Raw genomic sequence first — 15,840 nt, 5'->3', positions numbered from 1 at the left:
CTATGTTTACTACATTATTATCCTATCATTATTACAAAAGGAATGGCAACGAACTTTTTTAAAGAAAGGAAATCCGTTATGAAAATCGACGTTCAGTTTCAGCGAGAATGGCATGATGACTTTTTAAAGCGTGTGGAAGAAGATGGACCTTGGGCCAATTGGGAATTATATAATTTAGCTCTTGAAGCAGAACACCACTTAGCAATTCCTGATTTCCTAGGCCTTCAAGCTCCAGATCACCTCCCACAGATGACTTTTTTGCCTCATCAGCTGGACGTTGCGACTACCGTTATTGAACAGATGAACGGAAAAGCAATCTTGGCAGATGAAGTAGGGCTAGGAAAAACGATCGAAGCAGGATTGATTCTAAAAGAGTACATGATACGCCGGCTCGCTAAGAAAATTTTGATCCTCGTTCCAGCTTCACTCGTTATTCAATGGACGAACGAGTTGAATCAGAAATTCTTCATTCCAGCAATCGCTCAGAAAAAAGCGTATGTATGGGAGCAATGCGATGTAGTCGTATCTTCCATTGATACGGCAAAACGCGCACCGCATCGAGACATCGTCCTTAATCAAGACTATGATCTAGTAATCATCGATGAAGCACACAAATTAAAGAACAAGAAAACGAAAAACTATGAATTTGTACAGTTATTAAAAAAGAAGTTCTGCTTACTATTAACAGCTACTCCGGTACAAAACAGAGTTGAGGAGATTTTTAATCTTGTATCTTTATTAAAGCCTGGTCATCTAGGAAACCAAGAGAACTTTGACAAAGATTATAAAGAAGATAAATATTCACTTAAAAATGAAGAAAAGCTGAAACAACTCGTAAATAAGGTCATGGTCCGTAACCGACGAGAAGAGACTGGGCTGAAATGGCCGAAGCGTCTTGTTCAAACCATTCCTATTACATTATCAAAAACAGAACGTGACCTATACGATGAAATCTCTCAACTAAAAAAAGACTCTTACTTTGACCGAAGTAAATTTTCTATCGTCACTCTGCAGCGGGAAGCATGCAGTTCGCGCGAAGCTGTCTTTCTAACTTTGAAAAATATGCTTCAAAAGAATGTTTCAAACACTCTGATGGAACAACGAGTCTTAGAGCTGATGAAAAAAATTGAACTTGTTGATCAAAACTCTAAAGCTCTAAAAGCGTTAGAACTGATTCAATCGATCGATTCTAAGGTCATCATTTTTACAGAATATCGTGCGACACAACTTTATTTACAGTGGTTTTTACAGCAGCATGGCATCTCTTCTGTACCGTTTAGAGGCGGATTCAAGCGAAGTAAAAAGGACTGGATGACTCATCTCTTTCGAACAAGAGCACAAGTGTTAATCGCAACGGAAGCCGGTGGTGAAGGAATCAACCTTCAATTCTGTCAACATATAATCAATTACGATCTCCCATGGAACCCGATGAGAATCGAGCAGCGGATCGGCCGTATCCACCGGATCGGACAGCAAGGGGACGTTCATATCTATAACTTTGCCACTCAGAATACGATTGAAGAGCACATCTTAAACTTGCTGTATAACAAGATCAATCTTTTTGAGAGTGTTATTGGGGAACTTGATGAAATCTTAACAAAATTTGAGATCAAGAACATAGAACGTCATATCGCAGACATCATGAATACGTCTGAAAGTGAAGGTGAGATCCGAGTAAAGATGGATAATCTGGCTTCCTTGATCAACCTTGATGGCGGAATCAAACAGAAGGGATGGGAAGAGCATGCAGCAGCACGAGATTCATCGCTTTCTTGAGCGCTATTTTGATGCGAACGAATGCAGGATTCAAGAGAAAAACTTTAGTTATATGAAAGTTCAATTGACCACTGAACTTGATAAAGTTTTAATGAATCGTCCGTTCTACTGGCACTATCTCGAAAAAACAGGAGGTACCCCGAATCCGATGACGTTGACTCTAGTGACCGGTCAACAGCAAGCTCCTGATGGAAAAGGTGAATTTATCCACTTTGGTTCACCTAGACTTCATCAGATCTTTGGATCGACAAAGAAGCTCGCCTCTTTTATTCGACTGTATGAATCTGTTCCTCAGCAAGGAGCACAGGTACCTCTGCAACCTTGGTTATGTTTGAACGTTAAAGTTACGTATCAGTGTGATCAAAAGAAAGATCAAGTACTTTCATATGGGATACAACTGATCAACGGGACGATTGAAGATCAGTTTCATGAACGTCTTCAAAAGATGCTGTTAACGAAGAGAATTCCTGATTTTTGTTATACCCTCTCTCCGTTTATCAAGCCACAGAGTGCCATAAAAAGATTAGAAAATCTAATACAGGAAGTTATTGATAGAGACGATCACACGTGGGCCGAGGACGCAAAAAAACGATGGGATGAAGACCTTGAACTATTAGAGGGCTTTTATGAAGATTCTTTAACGAAACCTGAAGCCTATCATATTGAAAAAGAAGCACTTCGCACACAATACGAGCCACAGATAATTGTGGAGATCATAAATGGTGGACTTTTCTATCTTGCATAAAAAATAAGAGCTGGGAACTGTATCCCGGCTCTTCCTTTTTCCAGCCTTATTTCTTTTTCTTTCTTCGGAACACTAAACGGAGTCCCATCGGAACGACCCCAAATAGATAAGTAAGCAAAGGTTCGCGTTCATTTTTTTTTGTGATACGCCTTTCCTTTCTTACTGATTTTGGTTCATCCAAATATTTGACGACCCTCTGTGTAAGAAACTTGATAACATCTGATCCTGCAGCCATTGGCAAAACTCCCTTTTAGAAGCAATCACATTCTAGTTTTGGCCAATTATTGTATGTTTAAACGGCTTAACTTTTCTAAAATTTGGTCGCATACTTCTTCTGTTGTTAATTGATCTGTAATAACCTCGATATCACTTTTTTCATAATGTGAACTTCTATCGTTAAAGAGTTTCTGAACTTCTTCTCTTGTTGAAGTTAATAGGATCGGCCTCTTGTTTCTTTCTTCTTCTGTCATCAACCTACTCCATAGAACCGGAAAACTCGTTTTTAAGTAGATGACAATCCCATTGTTCTTCATGTACGTTATATTTTCTTCTCTTACGACCGCACCCCCTCCAGTCATAACAACAGCATGTTGTACGGGGAGCTGGCGAATGGCAAGAGACTCGTAATTACGGAACGCCTCTTCCCCTTCGTTCTTAAATATTTCTCTTATCGTTTGTCCTCGATCTTTTTCCACTGTCGAATCAACATCATATGGTGGAACCTCTAAACGTTTTGAAAGCTCTCTTCCTACAGATGTTTTTCCACAACCCATGAAACCGACTAAATATATGGTGTTCAATTTTAACCCTCCACCCATTTTGTAACGCTTTTCTGGGTTACATTATAATACACTTTTACCTTTTTTGTAGACTGTCGAGTTGTAACAGCTTCAACCGTAAACATCACTTCATTAACAGATGTTTTCGTAAATACAACCTTTAATAGTCCCTCGTTAACGTTTAGTCTGCGTTCTGACGGATAAACCGCGAGTTCTTCTACCCAAACAAGAGCACGATCCACACCTTGCTGGATCAGACGGACTTGTTTAAGTTGCTCTTCCTGCATAAAAACAAAGTGTCGTTCTGATGCTACTTTTTCTGTTAGGTAACTAAAGAAAATTAATAGGATGAAGCAAAGCGTTAGAACGAGCGGATATATCATTCCTCTCTCATTCATGTCTAATTCTCCTAAAGCCACGATGAGATTGGTTTCCTTCTTTATCCGTCAGCGTGACGTAAATATATCGCTCTTCTATTTCTTCTACTTTCACCTCTTGAATATTTTGAACCCAAACTTCGTGACCTAATCCATTAACTTGTTTTCGTATAAGAGAATGATAACGTGTGAAACTGATCACTTCACCGGTAGACAGTGTAATGAACAACGCGTTGTTTCGTACCTCAACAGTCACAGCTTCTCTTATTTCTTTTCCGATCATTGAAAAAAACAATGCAGTTTCTTCAGACTGAACGGATTGTGGTTGTTTTTGTAGATGAGTTAACAACATTGTGATCATAAAAGTTGTTACGATTAATATTCCTAATGCGATCATCGATTCTACGAGTGTATAACCGTTCTTGTTCGCAGGGATTTCAGAATGAACTCGCACATGTTGTATACTCTTTTTGGTTTGAAGCTCTGAACGAAATACAAATCTCGTATTCATCTGTCACACCTTTTCTTGTTAATAGCTGATACTCAATGCCGTTATCAATCCAATGACGCTCATCAGGCATAAGCTGTGACATACTTCTCATGCCTGCAGCATGGTCAGCTTCTGTCATCGCATATAGAAGTTGCTCTGATGTTCTTTGTTCTTGATATGAGATATAGATGAAAGGTAAACATATTGAAAATACTACTGAGATCAACAAAAGACTAAATATAGCTTCAATCAGTAGATAACCTTTATTGTTTTGCAACATAAAATTTACCTTTGCCTAATTGAAATACCATCTTATACGAAGAAGTAGCAGAGTGAATATAGAGAGTCCCCGCACGACTGATATTTCCATTCTGATTGTATTGCACTGATAATAACATCGAATAGCTCTCAAACCAGATATGTTTTGGAAAATCCTTTTTTATAGGTTCTTTACTGCCGTTCCCTCGCACTTCGTATTTATGTTTTTCATTATCGATCGATAAATTATAGATCCGATTCTCATTCACTGCTTTTTGCTGCATATGAACGATGTCTTTTTGAAACGTACGGATAAAATATTCAGTCTCCCGGTTCTTTCTAAAACGATCATACGAAGGGTATGCAACCGCACTGATCATACCGATAATCAAAAGTACGATCATCATTTCGATCAAACTAAATCCTAATTGTCCCTTCTTTATTTTTTCTACCTGTTCGTTCACTCTTCATCGCTCACTGAAACGACTCCTTTACTATCGATAAGCAAAGGTTTTTTGTCTGGACAGGTTACGGTATCAATATATCCGCCATCTTTCAGTTCTTCTATCGTAGGCAGTACATTTTTCTCTGCCTCATACGCTCCAACTTGTCCTTGCACAAGATCGATGGTCGCTTCACATCCTAACGATTTTACGAGACTGTTATTCTTCGTCATACTTGGGAGGGCTATAAGCATCAGTACCGAAATGATCAAAAGCACGATCATCATTTCTATTAAAGTAAATCCTTTTTCATTATTCATATTCTTCCTCCTCATAATGCTTCCATGAGTTTAAACATAGGCAATAACATAGAGGCAAACATTAATAAAACAAACACTCCGATCCCTGCAAAGAGGATGGGTTGAATTCTTTGCAAGGAAGAATAAACCTTATCTTCTAACTCTTTAAAAACCCACTCGCCATAAGAGATTAATTCTCTGCCGAGTTCTCCATGAGCTAATCCAAAGCGGACAATCTCAGCTAGTTCACTCTTAAAATAGGACTTTTCAATCAAAAGCTCGGTTAGTTCGGATCCATTTAAGAGACCTTTCTGTAGCCTCTGACTCTCCTCTTTAAAAAAACCTTTGTTTAAATGTTTCTCCATTACAAGAAGGGCATCAGATACAGATAAACCACTTTGCAGCATCGAGCCGAAGTTCACACTAAAGAAATGTGTGTTCATTAACAAAAGAAATTGTTTTAAGATGGGGATTCTCATAAGTAGATCCATCTGAGTAGAAGGCTTTGCTTTCTTTCTCATAACGATCATAACGATCCATGATGCTATGCTTAAAGTGAGGAAACACACTCCGATGAGTGGCATGCTTCCTAAAAACATTAGCATCCATTTCGTAAACAACGGAGTTTTAACATCTAATGATGAGAATAGGATAGAAAATTGAGGAAATAGAAATTGATAGAATACGATCGCGATCCAGACGATAAGGAATAGCAAGAAGAGAGGATATCTAATGGCTTTGTTCAAACGGGCACGCCAATCAGCTTTTTTTCTCAAAAAAGTTCCGTTCTCCATAAGACTTTTCGTCAAATTGCCATTCGCACTGTTTATGGATAATGAACTTACTATTTCTTTGGGCAATTGTAATGGTGAAAAGATCTCGATCACAGAATGACCAGAAGCAAGGATCTCCAGCATGTGATCAGCATCTTCTCGCCGTTTTTGTGGAAGCTGTGACCTGACGAGCTCTATGCTTTTGTTAATGGTATAGCCTTGATCTAATAAAAAGCCAAGCTTATAAAGAAATATCCCTTGAGAAGCCTTTTTCCAGCCCCTTCTTATCACTTTGTGATTCTCCTCCCATCCATCTTTCATAGCTCTCTTTTGTCACATATCCTGCTGCAAAAGCATGGTTAAAATAAAATGAGAGGTTTTTGTAGATAGTCTTTTCACGACTCACCTTATTTAACACAGTGAATAATTCCTGATTACAAAGCATCTCGTAGATTCCGGCTCTTCTATACGTTCTAGACTTGAAACAAAAATCAACACAATTGTCCCCGCAAAAAGGACATGGTATCGAGATCAGACGCTGTGACACGATTCCCATCAATGTTTGCTGCAGTTCTGTTTCTTGAATACCAAATTCTCGAAGACGCTCAATACAACCGATACAATCTGCAGCATGCATCGTAGACAAAACAAGATGTCCAGTCAATGATGCTCGAATAACGAGCCTCGCTGTTGCTTCGTCTCTGATCTCACCGATCATGATCACATCGGGATCATGACGCAATAATGACTTGAACCCTTCACCGTACGTCAGACCTGCTTTTTCATTAATTTCCATTTGTAAAAACGAATCTACTTTACGTTCTACGGGATCTTCCAGTGTTACCACTTGCCGTTTATAGTTTTTTTGCAGGTGATGAAGCAAGGAATATAAGATGGTGGTTTTACCTGATCCTGTTGGGCCAGAGAATAATAATAGACCACTGGAACGTTTAATGAGGGATAAAAGTTTTTGAAACATGTGAGGAAAAAGTGATAGTTCATGAAGAGTTAATGTTTCTTGCTGAGGAAGCAATCGTATGACGAGTGATTCATTAAATGCGGAAGGTATGGATGAAAAACGAAGATGTAGATTTACATTATTGACCATAACGTCCATTGACCCACTCTGTGGCTTTCGATGTTCGCCAATGTCCATTCTTGCGGAATATTTAAAATGCGCGAGAACTCTGATGTACTCTTCTTGAGAGAGCGTTCTGTGTTCAATCAGTCGATCATCTATACGAAATTGAACGATACCTCCCTTTTTTATTGGTATAAAATGAATGTCTGATGCTTTCTGAATAGATGCCTCATGAAGGATTGAATTTCCTAACAACTTAATCGGCAAGCACTATCATCTCCCTTTTTGTTATTGAATAATCATTTCTCTCATAAAACGACAATTCCTGCATTTTTTCAAAAAAGATATGTATATAAATTTCGACACAGCTCATACTAGTATTGTTGCATTGGGCTATAGCCAAGCGGTAAGGCAACGGACTTTGACTCCGTCATGCGTTGGTTCAAATCCAGCTAGCCCAGCCAAAAAAAATAACACTCTTTAAAAGTAAAGAGTGCTATGTTCAGGACACATGACTTGAAATGTGTTCTTTTTCTTTTGTTGCACATAGTTTTTTCATATCTCCAGGACTATAACCCGCTATGAGCTGTTTACCGTCTGTTACTAAAGGTCTTTTTAACAGTTTTGGATTTTTAGTCAAGAGCGTTAATAGTTCATTTGTTGAAAGATCATAGATGTCAACATCTAATGATTTAAATGACTGACTTCTTTTAGCCAAGATATCTTCTGTTCCATACTTTGTAAGTTTTAATAGCTCTCTAAGTTCTTCAACAGATGGGGTTTCTTTGAATAAATGTCTTTCATCAAACGAAACTTTATTTTGCTTAAGCCACATTTTCGCTTTGCGACACGAAGTGCAGCTTGGGTACGTGTAAAATGTTATAGAACTCATCAGACTCACTCCTTTTGGTTTACATTACCTTTAAAAGAGGCATAATAAACCAAAAAACAGCTAATATTCATGAATTATCTTTTAATTGTGTATTTATCCGCTTACAATTGGCATTTACAAGTGAGTGGAAACTCATATATAATACTAAAGGATACAAGTATTGGCGAAAAAAGGAGGGGATACATATGTCAAGAATGTATAAGGTTTTAGGCTTCTGGACTGGAATCATCGGAGTCATGGCGTATCTAGGTGATATGCAAGACATGGCATTATTGTTCTTAGGACAAACGATTATGTTCGTTTCTTTAGGGTATTTGAACTTATCTGAGCGTATGTATATTTATATCTTTGGTGCTTATTTAACTGTTTTCTTTGTTGGTTTTACATACTGGTCAACGTTTATGATGACTCCTGGCGCCGGTGGAGGGCATTAATACGTTCTCCGATGCATCAAAAAAGCAGGCCGTTATAATACGGTCTGCTTTTTTTGATGTATGACTTGAAATCCATTTGCAAGAGAATGATCGAGTAGAAATGAACGAATGGCCCGGTTTCTTTTATGTTCTATAGAGAATGGATCGAGACTCTGTGTATCCTGTAACCATGATAAAAGTCCTTCTTCTAATAAGAAGTCTCCTTGATTCTTTACGGGAAGTGTAGTAACACCCGAATCAATTCCTACTCTTATCACTTGTTCCCAATCTATGTGGAACGTAATATCCATCATCCCGGGAAATGCTAATGGATTGTTTTGTATTTGATGTCGATAATAGCCCCTAATACTTCCTTCTTTTAAACGTAAAGTGTTCCACTCTTCGCCTAACAAACCGTAATCGACAAAGAATAAGCATGTCTCTAATTCTATCCATTCGTAGAGGTTTTTAAGCCAAGAAAGCATAGAAAAGGAAACTTCAAGTTCATTCGCTTTATCTCTAGAGCGAAAAATTCCCTCTAACTTTTTTTGTAATGATGAATTCTCTACTTTCTTATAAAGAAAGCGAAGTTCTTCCGTGTTTTTTTGAAGAGAGACTCCTTTTTCATACCATTCATCATTCTTTTTTTGAAAAATCCGAAGCGGAAACGCATCAAGAACTTCATTTGCAAATATAATTCCCCTAAATGATGGGTATCGCTCTATAAGTTCATTCAATGAACATAGAATGGTAATGGGGTACTCAGCTAACTTCGCATCTAATTTTCGTCTGTGATAAGGACTAAGTTCTACAATGACATATGATATATGTTCGACTGATTGCGAAGACCAACTCTCTAGAACTTGCTGAGAAAAGTGACCGGTTCCTCCTCCAAACTCCACAACGATTGGCTGAAGGTTCTGATCCTCTATCGTTCTTATGAATAAGTCAGCCCACACATTAGCAAATACATCTGACACAAGGCTAGCTGTATAAAAATCACCGTTCTTTCCGATCTTCGTGTTCTCTTTCATATAATAGCCCTCTAACGGATGATAAAGAGCATGTTCCATGTACTCCTCCATCGTTAGCCATTCGCTATCTGCCAATTTTTTTTGAAGCAAACTCGGGTTAGGCACGATTAGAACCCGCTTAAGAATGGATTCGAGTCCATTTCCATTCCAATAGTTGTCTCAGGGCCATGACCTGATAACACGACCGTTTCTTCTGGCAGATTAAGCAGTTTTTCATGAATGCTATTGATCAATACTTCCTGATCTCCGCCATGTAGATCTGTTCTTCCAATGCTTCCTGCAAACAAAGCATCACCTGAAAAAACAGCACCACTGCTTCTTGAATAATACGAAACACTTCCAGGAGAATGACCAGGGGTTGTTAATACCTCAAATGAGAAGTTTCCGATCTTTAAGGTATTATCTGCATGCGTTAGAATATAGCTTGCCGGCTTAGCCGTTATGCTTTGACCAAAATATTTTGATCCATTCTTTTTTGTGTCACTCAGCCAATCAGCTTCTTTTTTATGAACATACAACGGAATGTCATATCTTTCACGCACGTCATCAACAGCTCCAATATGATCAAAATGAGCATGCGTTAACAATACGGCTAAAGGTTTTACTTTTAATGACTCTATGGTTTGTATGATTCTTTTTCCTTCACTGCCTGGATCAATGACCACTGCTTCATTATGATTATTGTATATAATATATGTATTCTCTTGTACAGGTCCTACCGTTAATTTTTTCCACTTCATTTTCAAGCCTCCAATTGCAAGTTATTACTTTCTATCTTACACTAAAACAAACAATATTTCGGAGGAAACACATGAAAGTCTTTTTCGGATACGAAAATATGGATACACCCGCTCCTATTTCTGTGCATGATCAACAAGAAGATTTGATCATTACTTCTCAAAGAGTTGATGAACTTTTTGAAGCGATCCCTTTACTTTCGATCCACCCTTTCAGAAAGACTCTGTTATTTGAGGATTATGGGTTCACATCTGACTCAGATCAAACGTATCTTTATCTTGATATGATCTGTGTCTTTTATATCAAGGAAGGTGAAGAGCTAGAAAAAGCAATGTTTTTACTTCAAACAGAAGAAGAATTAATTGTTGAGTTCACTAATAATAAACAGATGTTTTTAGTCGTTGGGAACCAGCACAAACCCCTTGTTAAAAAGTGGGCTTCTGCCTATAAACTAACAATTGAGTTCATTTTGTTCCAATGTGCACTCGACAAACCAGAATAAAACAAGTAAAATAATACAAGGTTATACCTGTGTGAAAGCGTTATACATAGGATTGGTATTACTCCAGAGCAAGGGGGCACAGAATAATGGGATTAGCCATTATATTCGGCTTAGTAGCTATTCTAGCTGCGTTGGGACTATTGCGTTCGTTAAAAATTAAAAATTTAATGGCAGCTGGTTTTGCTTTTTTAACGTTTGCAGTTTTTGGCTGGTTTACAGTCATGACTGTTCTGGACGTTTTAGTAGGCAGCGGCGGCTCTACAGGCCATTAAAAACTCAAAAAACCATCAGAATTCAATTTCTGATGGTTTTTTCTTTCTTTTAACAGCCATAAAGTTAATTGATGTGAAGCACTATTTCTAGAAGTCTCAATTTCACCTTACATGTAAAGAGCTGCTAACAGGATACCCCTTGTATCTTCATAAATCGTTTCAAACTGTCTTAATGGAAGCGGGTTAACCCCTATTCCGAGCTCTATCGTGAATCCCGGTTTTCTGTACTCTTGAATGAACCAATCTTTGTAACCAGCATAACTATCCACATACCTGATTGCTTTATAGCCGCTAACCCTTTCAAATTCAGCGGCGATCTCTCCTGAAACCGGCATAGGTTCTTCCCCTTCAAAACCCCAGTATAGTTCTTTTCCTTGTGTATGCAGAGCTACCACTCGATCAAATTGGTGCTTTTCTGAAATCTCTGCCATCACTATTGCTTCTGGTTCACTTAACGGAGCGTTACCAGGATAATCTCTTGGGGCAGGTGAAGTTGGTTTTCTTACTTGTTCAAGCTCCCACCTTGCGGGAAATTGATTATTGAGATCTACACCGCGAATATTTGCTTTCCAAGCAGAAAAGTCTTTGCTTCCTTTATTTAATTTTAGAACAATCTCTCTCCACTCGGAGTTTTCAGGGAGACCATTCAAAACAAGATCGACACCATCCGGATCGACCATAGGTACTGCATAAAGTGTCGTATTCCTATATAGGTCCGAAGCTTTGTGTCCATTCAATACTTTATCACTTGATAGCGCAGCTGCATATTCATTAATAAACTTCATCAGAACCCCTGAAGTAATCCATTCGTTTCCATGAAACGAACCGTTAATGTGCACTTTCTTTTTTCCATTTCCTATTATAAGCATATCTATAGGTTTGCCGAGAACAGATTTACCAATCTCCTGTTTTTTTATGAATGGATAAACGTTAATAAGTTTATCCATATCATGATTCAGTGCAGCTGTATTGTACTTTCTCTGACATTTTATAGATGGATACGGCAGCACTCTAGGAATATTGATGATGTCCTTCGTAAATATTTCCTTTGGTTTCACAGTTGGATTAACTAAATATAATGCATCTAAAGGAATATCAAATTTATCTGCTATAGAAAAAAAAGTGTCGCCATTTTTAATCTTATATTTTTCTAAAAACATTCCAGGGATCTCGATACTCTCCCCTGCAATCATACTTGCTGCTGTTACGTTAGGATTAGAGTCTTTGATCAACACGTAAGGGATAGATAATAGACGTGAGTAGTACCAGAACGAATCGCCGTTACGCATGACAATTTCCAAACATAGCCCTCCCTTAAAACCTTCCTCTTTAAGATGTATGTTCACGTAAAGCAGTTATGCAGAAAAAAAGCACTCAACCGAAGTTGAGTGCTTTTAAATATTTACTGTTTTTGCTTTTCTTCTTGTTTAACAGCTTTATCCTTTGCTTTATCTTTATCGTAGAATCTTAACAGATCTCCATAAATGATACGGTCTGACATATCAAGTTCAGTCTTAGCGCGCTCACTATATGGCTCACAAGCATTGTTTTCACCTTCAACAGGTTCACCCGTTGCTTTGTCATAACACTTACCATCTGTGAACACATTATCTTTAGTGATATAAGAATTATCACGAAGGACAGCGAAATCTTCTCTGTTTTTAGAGAATAAATCTGAACCTAGCTGAATGTCACCCTTCGTATCAATACCTAACAAGTGAAGAATCGTCGGTTTAAGGTCGATCTGGCCACCAACTGTATCCATCGTCTTACCTTTTTCACCTGGCATGTGAACAATTAATGGTACTTTCTGCAATTGAGTAGATTCGAAAGGAGTTATTTCTTTTCCTAAGAATTGACCCATTGCATCGTTATGGTTTTCAGAGATCCCATAATGGTCACCATACATGATAAAGATTGAATCTTCATAAAGACCAGCTTCTTTAACATCATCGAAGAACTCTTTTAAAGCTTCGTCTGTATAACGAACGGTTGTAAAGTAACGGTTAACTGTTCCATCGTTAGACGTCCATTCTGGAATCGTTTCATCTTCCTCTTCTAATGTGAACGGGAAGTGATTTGTTAACGTAATATATTTTGTATAGAACGGTTTGTTCATTGCTTGCATCTCTTTTAGATGTGGAATGGATTGTTTAAAGAAATCTTTATCCTTTAAACCCCATCCAATTGAATTCTCAGGAGTTACTTCGAAATCTTTTAATGAGTAATAACGATCGTAACCGAAATTATCATACATGATATCACGGTTCCAGAAACTTTTGTTGTTAGCATGCTGTACGGATGAATAGTAACCTTGCTCTTTTAAAATTTCTGGTGTTGCATTGTATTGGTTCTGAGAGTGTGTAAAGAAAACTGCACCACTTGGAAGTGGGTATAAAGAATTATCTAATAAAAACTCTGAGTCAGACGTTTTACCTTGCCCAGTTTGGTGATAAAAGTTCGGGAAGTAATAACTGTCTTTGATCAGGTCATTCATAAACGGTGTAATCTCTTTACCGTTTACAGATTCGTTAATAACAAAGTTTTGTGTTGATTCGACTGAAATAACGAAAACATTCTTGCCTTTTGCTTTTCCGAACATCTCAGGATTTGGTTCTTTGTAATTTGCACGTGAATAGTTTTCAATGTCTGTAATTTCACTTCCATCAGCAAATGCACGCTGTGCTTTTGCTTTAGATTGGATGATGGAATCATAAACGTGATAGTTATATGAACCGATGTTTTTAATCAACATTTCACGGTCAAACGTACGAGTTAACAACTGCGGTCTTTCAGTTTCTGCGATACCAACATTCACGATAAAAAATACGATTGCAGCAGCAAAAGTAATCGTGATCTGCTTGCGTGAAGCACGGGCAGGGCGGTAATCAGCTCGTCTCATGAAATAAGACAAAATGACGATGTCGATGAATACCAATAAATCAGTAGGTTGTATCAACTCAAATACACTATTACCTAAGTCACCCATGTTGCTCGTTTGGAACAAGACTGGAATGGTAATAAAGTCATTGAAGAAACGATAGAACACCATGTTGGCATACATCACAAAACTCATGATCGCACTGACTGCAACAATCATTCTTCTATGCGTTCTTCCTTTAAAATAAAGCGTGATACCTAAGAAAAGAATAATCGAACTAATTGGGTTAATCAACAGGATTAACTCTTGAACTTTGTTGTCCATAGGCAGTTCAAATGCAGTTTTATAAATGACAAATGTTTTAATCCATAATAAAGCAATTGCTATAAAGAAAAATTTATATTCAGCAAAAGCTTGTTTCATTTTTTCTTTCATATGTTCTCTGACCTCCTCAATCAAAAAGAACTCTCGTTTTCATTATTCCTCTTAACTAGTCTCTTTTGCATCCGGTAAGCATTGATCAAGATTGTAAATTCATCTTTTACATATTTACAAAACCTTAATCAAAGGATTACATAAAGAGTATATTAAATGGTTTCACACAAGAATTCAATACCCTAACGTACTATTTCAAGATTCTGACAAATAGGACAACAAAACTATATTAGTTTTACCCCTTTTTTAAATCCATAAACCATTAGACGAACTTCACTCAAAAAAGTTTCAAAAAAATGAAAACGAACCGCACTGACGCGGTTCGCATTTCAAACATCTTTTTAAGAACTTTCCTTTGTACACAGTAGAACTGATTTTTTACCAACGACTGTGTAGAAAAAAGTTCCTTCTATTTACCTATGGAGACCTTCACGTTAAAATCGAGACTTATTTTTAGTTACTAACAAGAATGTTTAGCGATTGTGTTTAGCTAACCAAGCTCCTCCGATGACACCAGCGTCGTTTCCTAGCGTAGCTACTTTCATCTCAGCGCCTTCAGCAACTCTCTTGAGTGCAAAGTGTTTAAATTTCTGCTCCAAACGCTCCATTAGGGTATGACCCGCTTTAGAGACGCCTCCACCGATTACGATCTTACCTGGGTTAATGCTGTTAGCAAGGTTTGCTATTACTAACCCTAAATGAAAAGTTACTTCATCCAATGTTTCAATTGCTGCTTGGTCACCTTTTTCAGCAGCTGCTACAACATCTTTAGCTTTTATCACACCATTCTCTTGGAATAGAGCATAAAGAGAAGAAGATGTGTCTTGAAGAGCTTTTTCTTTTGAAATTCGTGCGATTCCTGTTGCTGAAGCTATTGTTTCAATACATCCGGTACGCCCACAGTTACATGGAGCTCCACCTTCTGGAATCGCTGTTATGTGACCGATCTCACCAGCCATACCATTCGTTCCATGCATGATATGTCCATTTACGATAATTCCGCCTCCGACTCCTGTACCTAATGTAACCATCAATACGTTTCCTTCACCATCTCCGGCACCACGCCACATTTCACCGATCGCAGCGATGTTAGCATCGTTATCAACGATAACTGAAATTCCCATTGCTTTTTCAAGCTCTTCTTTCAACGGGTAATCTCTCCAACCGATATTCACTGCATGATAGATGAAACCTGTTTTCATATCAATGAAACCTGGCGCCCCCATACCAATAGATTCAAGCTTTTCTTTAGGTTCAGATAGTTCGTTTAGCTTTGAATGAATCGAGTCAGTAATATCCGTAACGATATGCTTTCCATCTTCATTTATATTCGTAGGGATTTCCCACTTCTCTACAATATGACCATCTAAGGTTACAAAAGCGATTTTAATTGTTGTTCCACCTAGATCGACCCCAACTAACCATTTCTCCATCTTGTCTCATCCTCTATTGTAATTTATTGTGTTCTGCTCGAATAATGATGATCGCATTTTTGAATTCGTTTACATCAATGAGTTTTTGCTCGTAGAGTTCTCTGACTTCTTCTTGGATCAATTCTAAATCAGCTATCTTGTTTCCGGTATATATAAAGGTCCCAAACCTTTTTAACAGCTGAAGAACATCATACATTGTTTTCATTATAATCACCTTTG

21 protein-coding genes and 1 tRNA gene are annotated in these 15,840 nt (G+C 37.8%); 6 read left to right on the top strand and 16 right to left on the bottom strand.

The window, feature by feature from the left end; translation table 11 throughout:
• Positions 1-78: 78 nt before the first annotated feature.
• Positions 79-1,776 carry a DEAD/DEAH box helicase gene (locus H9648_RS10800; RefSeq protein WP_191753850.1) on the top strand — a complete coding sequence of 566 codons (1,698 nt, stop codon included), beginning with the start codon at positions 79-81 and terminating at the stop codon, positions 1,774-1,776.
• Entirely contained in the window at positions 1,745-2,521 is a 777-nt protein-coding gene (locus tag H9648_RS10795) for a YqhG family protein (RefSeq protein WP_191753849.1), read from the top strand. The genes H9648_RS10800 and H9648_RS10795 overlap by 32 nt, the downstream gene beginning before the upstream one ends.
• A gap of 46 nt (positions 2,522-2,567) precedes the next feature.
• Here H9648_RS10795 and H9648_RS10790 read toward each other — a convergent pair whose 3' ends face one another.
• The 9 genes from H9648_RS10790 to comGA are packed head-to-tail and all read right to left on the bottom strand — an operon-like array spanning position 2,568 to position 7,288.
• Positions 2,568-2,756 (bottom strand): YqzE family protein, encoded by a 189-nt coding sequence (locus H9648_RS10790; RefSeq protein WP_191753848.1) that lies wholly within the window; start codon positions 2,754-2,756, stop codon positions 2,568-2,570.
• Between the two features lie 46 nt (positions 2,757-2,802).
• On the bottom strand, positions 2,803-3,321 hold the full coding sequence (locus H9648_RS10785; RefSeq protein ID WP_191753847.1) for a shikimate kinase: 519 nt from the start codon (positions 3,319-3,321) through the stop codon (positions 2,803-2,805).
• Between the two features lie 2 nt (positions 3,322-3,323).
• Complete coding sequence (locus tag H9648_RS10780) at positions 3,324-3,698, bottom strand: competence type IV pilus minor pilin ComGG (protein ID WP_191753846.1); 375 nt, start codon at positions 3,696-3,698, stop codon at positions 3,324-3,326.
• Positions 3,691-4,131, bottom strand: coding sequence for a competence type IV pilus minor pilin ComGF (locus H9648_RS10775; RefSeq protein ID WP_191753845.1), 441 nt, complete (start codon positions 4,129-4,131; stop codon positions 3,691-3,693). Before H9648_RS10775 ends, H9648_RS10780 begins: the two co-directional genes overlap by 8 nt.
• Positions 4,115-4,447 (bottom strand): hypothetical protein, encoded by a 333-nt coding sequence (locus H9648_RS10770; RefSeq protein WP_191753844.1) that lies wholly within the window; start codon positions 4,445-4,447, stop codon positions 4,115-4,117. Before H9648_RS10770 ends, H9648_RS10775 begins: the two co-directional genes overlap by 17 nt.
• The gene (gene comGD / locus H9648_RS10765; RefSeq protein ID WP_191753843.1) at positions 4,431-4,889 is read right to left on the bottom strand and encodes a competence type IV pilus minor pilin ComGD; all 459 of its coding nucleotides are present in this window, start codon (positions 4,887-4,889) and stop codon (positions 4,431-4,433) included. Before comGD ends, H9648_RS10770 begins: the two co-directional genes overlap by 17 nt.
• Positions 4,886-5,188 carry a competence type IV pilus major pilin ComGC gene (comGC, locus tag H9648_RS10760; protein WP_191753842.1) on the bottom strand — a complete coding sequence of 101 codons (303 nt, stop codon included), beginning with the start codon at positions 5,186-5,188 and terminating at the stop codon, positions 4,886-4,888. Before comGC ends, comGD begins: the two co-directional genes overlap by 4 nt.
• An 11-nt stretch (positions 5,189-5,199) precedes the next feature.
• Positions 5,200-6,231 carry a competence type IV pilus assembly protein ComGB gene (gene comGB, locus H9648_RS10755; RefSeq protein WP_191753841.1) on the bottom strand — a complete coding sequence of 344 codons (1,032 nt, stop codon included), beginning with the start codon at positions 6,229-6,231 and terminating at the stop codon, positions 5,200-5,202.
• On the bottom strand, positions 6,182-7,288 hold the full coding sequence (comGA, locus tag H9648_RS10750) for a competence type IV pilus ATPase ComGA (RefSeq protein WP_191753840.1): 1,107 nt from the start codon (positions 7,286-7,288) through the stop codon (positions 6,182-6,184). Before comGA ends, comGB begins: the two co-directional genes overlap by 50 nt.
• Positions 7,289-7,410: 122 nt before the next feature.
• Here comGA and H9648_RS10745 point away from each other — a divergent pair.
• Positions 7,411-7,485: transfer RNA gene (locus H9648_RS10745), tRNA-Gln, on the top strand.
• Positions 7,486-7,523: 38 nt separating this feature from the next.
• On the opposite strand, the gene H9648_RS10740 is transcribed toward H9648_RS10745, so the two are convergent.
• Positions 7,524-7,913, bottom strand: a complete 390-nt coding sequence (locus tag H9648_RS10740; protein ID WP_137788900.1) for a Spx/MgsR family RNA polymerase-binding regulatory protein — start codon at positions 7,911-7,913, stop codon at positions 7,524-7,526.
• 185 nt (positions 7,914-8,098) lie between these two features.
• Here H9648_RS10740 and H9648_RS10735 point away from each other — a divergent pair, with 185 nt between their 5' ends.
• On the top strand, positions 8,099-8,347 hold the full coding sequence (locus tag H9648_RS10735) for a DUF2626 domain-containing protein (protein WP_066242314.1): 249 nt from the start codon (positions 8,099-8,101) through the stop codon (positions 8,345-8,347).
• Positions 8,348-8,379: 32 nt separating this feature from the next.
• On the opposite strand, the gene H9648_RS10730 is transcribed toward H9648_RS10735, so the two are convergent.
• Entirely contained in the window at positions 8,380-9,465 is a 1,086-nt protein-coding gene (locus H9648_RS10730) for an SAM-dependent methyltransferase (RefSeq protein ID WP_191753839.1), read from the bottom strand.
• A 2-nt stretch (positions 9,466-9,467) separates the two neighbouring features.
• A complete protein-coding gene (locus tag H9648_RS10725; RefSeq protein ID WP_191753838.1) occupies positions 9,468-10,100 on the bottom strand; it encodes an MBL fold metallo-hydrolase in 633 nt (210 codons plus the stop codon).
• Positions 10,101-10,171: 71 nt separating this feature from the next.
• Here H9648_RS10725 and H9648_RS10720 point away from each other — a divergent pair, with 71 nt between their 5' ends.
• Both H9648_RS10720 and H9648_RS10715 read left to right on the top strand, forming a co-directional pair.
• On the top strand, positions 10,172-10,600 hold the full coding sequence (locus H9648_RS10720) for a hypothetical protein (protein ID WP_191753837.1): 429 nt from the start codon (positions 10,172-10,174) through the stop codon (positions 10,598-10,600).
• A gap of 86 nt (positions 10,601-10,686) precedes the next feature.
• On the top strand, positions 10,687-10,872 hold the full coding sequence (locus H9648_RS10715) for a DUF2759 domain-containing protein (protein ID WP_066242324.1): 186 nt from the start codon (positions 10,687-10,689) through the stop codon (positions 10,870-10,872).
• 107 nt (positions 10,873-10,979) lie between these two features.
• On the opposite strand, the gene H9648_RS10710 is transcribed toward H9648_RS10715, so the two are convergent.
• The 4 genes from H9648_RS10710 to H9648_RS10695 all read right to left on the bottom strand — a co-directional run bounded on the left by H9648_RS10710 (position 10,980) and on the right by H9648_RS10695 (position 15,826).
• Positions 10,980-12,173: a M14 family metallopeptidase gene (locus tag H9648_RS10710; protein ID WP_191753836.1), complete on the bottom strand. Its 1,194-nt coding sequence runs from the start codon at positions 12,171-12,173 to the stop codon at positions 10,980-10,982.
• A gap of 101 nt (positions 12,174-12,274) precedes the next feature.
• Positions 12,275-14,188 (bottom strand): LTA synthase family protein, encoded by a 1,914-nt coding sequence (locus tag H9648_RS10705; protein ID WP_225218842.1) that lies wholly within the window; start codon positions 14,186-14,188, stop codon positions 12,275-12,277.
• A 473-nt stretch (positions 14,189-14,661) separates the two neighbouring features.
• Positions 14,662-15,621 carry an ROK family glucokinase gene (locus H9648_RS10700; protein ID WP_191753835.1) on the bottom strand — a complete coding sequence of 320 codons (960 nt, stop codon included), beginning with the start codon at positions 15,619-15,621 and terminating at the stop codon, positions 14,662-14,664.
• A gap of 13 nt (positions 15,622-15,634) precedes the next feature.
• Positions 15,635-15,826: a YqgQ family protein gene (locus H9648_RS10695; RefSeq protein WP_191753834.1), complete on the bottom strand. Its 192-nt coding sequence runs from the start codon at positions 15,824-15,826 to the stop codon at positions 15,635-15,637.
• Between the last annotated feature and the right edge of the window lie 14 nt (positions 15,827-15,840).

Origin of the sequence: Fictibacillus norfolkensis, from assembly GCF_014836645.1 — a bacterium.
Classification (GTDB): Bacteria; Bacillota; Bacilli; order Bacillales; family Fictibacillaceae; genus Fictibacillus; species Fictibacillus norfolkensis.
The sequence above is the reverse complement of the archived record's forward strand: the minus strand, read 5'-3'. Positions and strand labels throughout refer to the sequence as shown.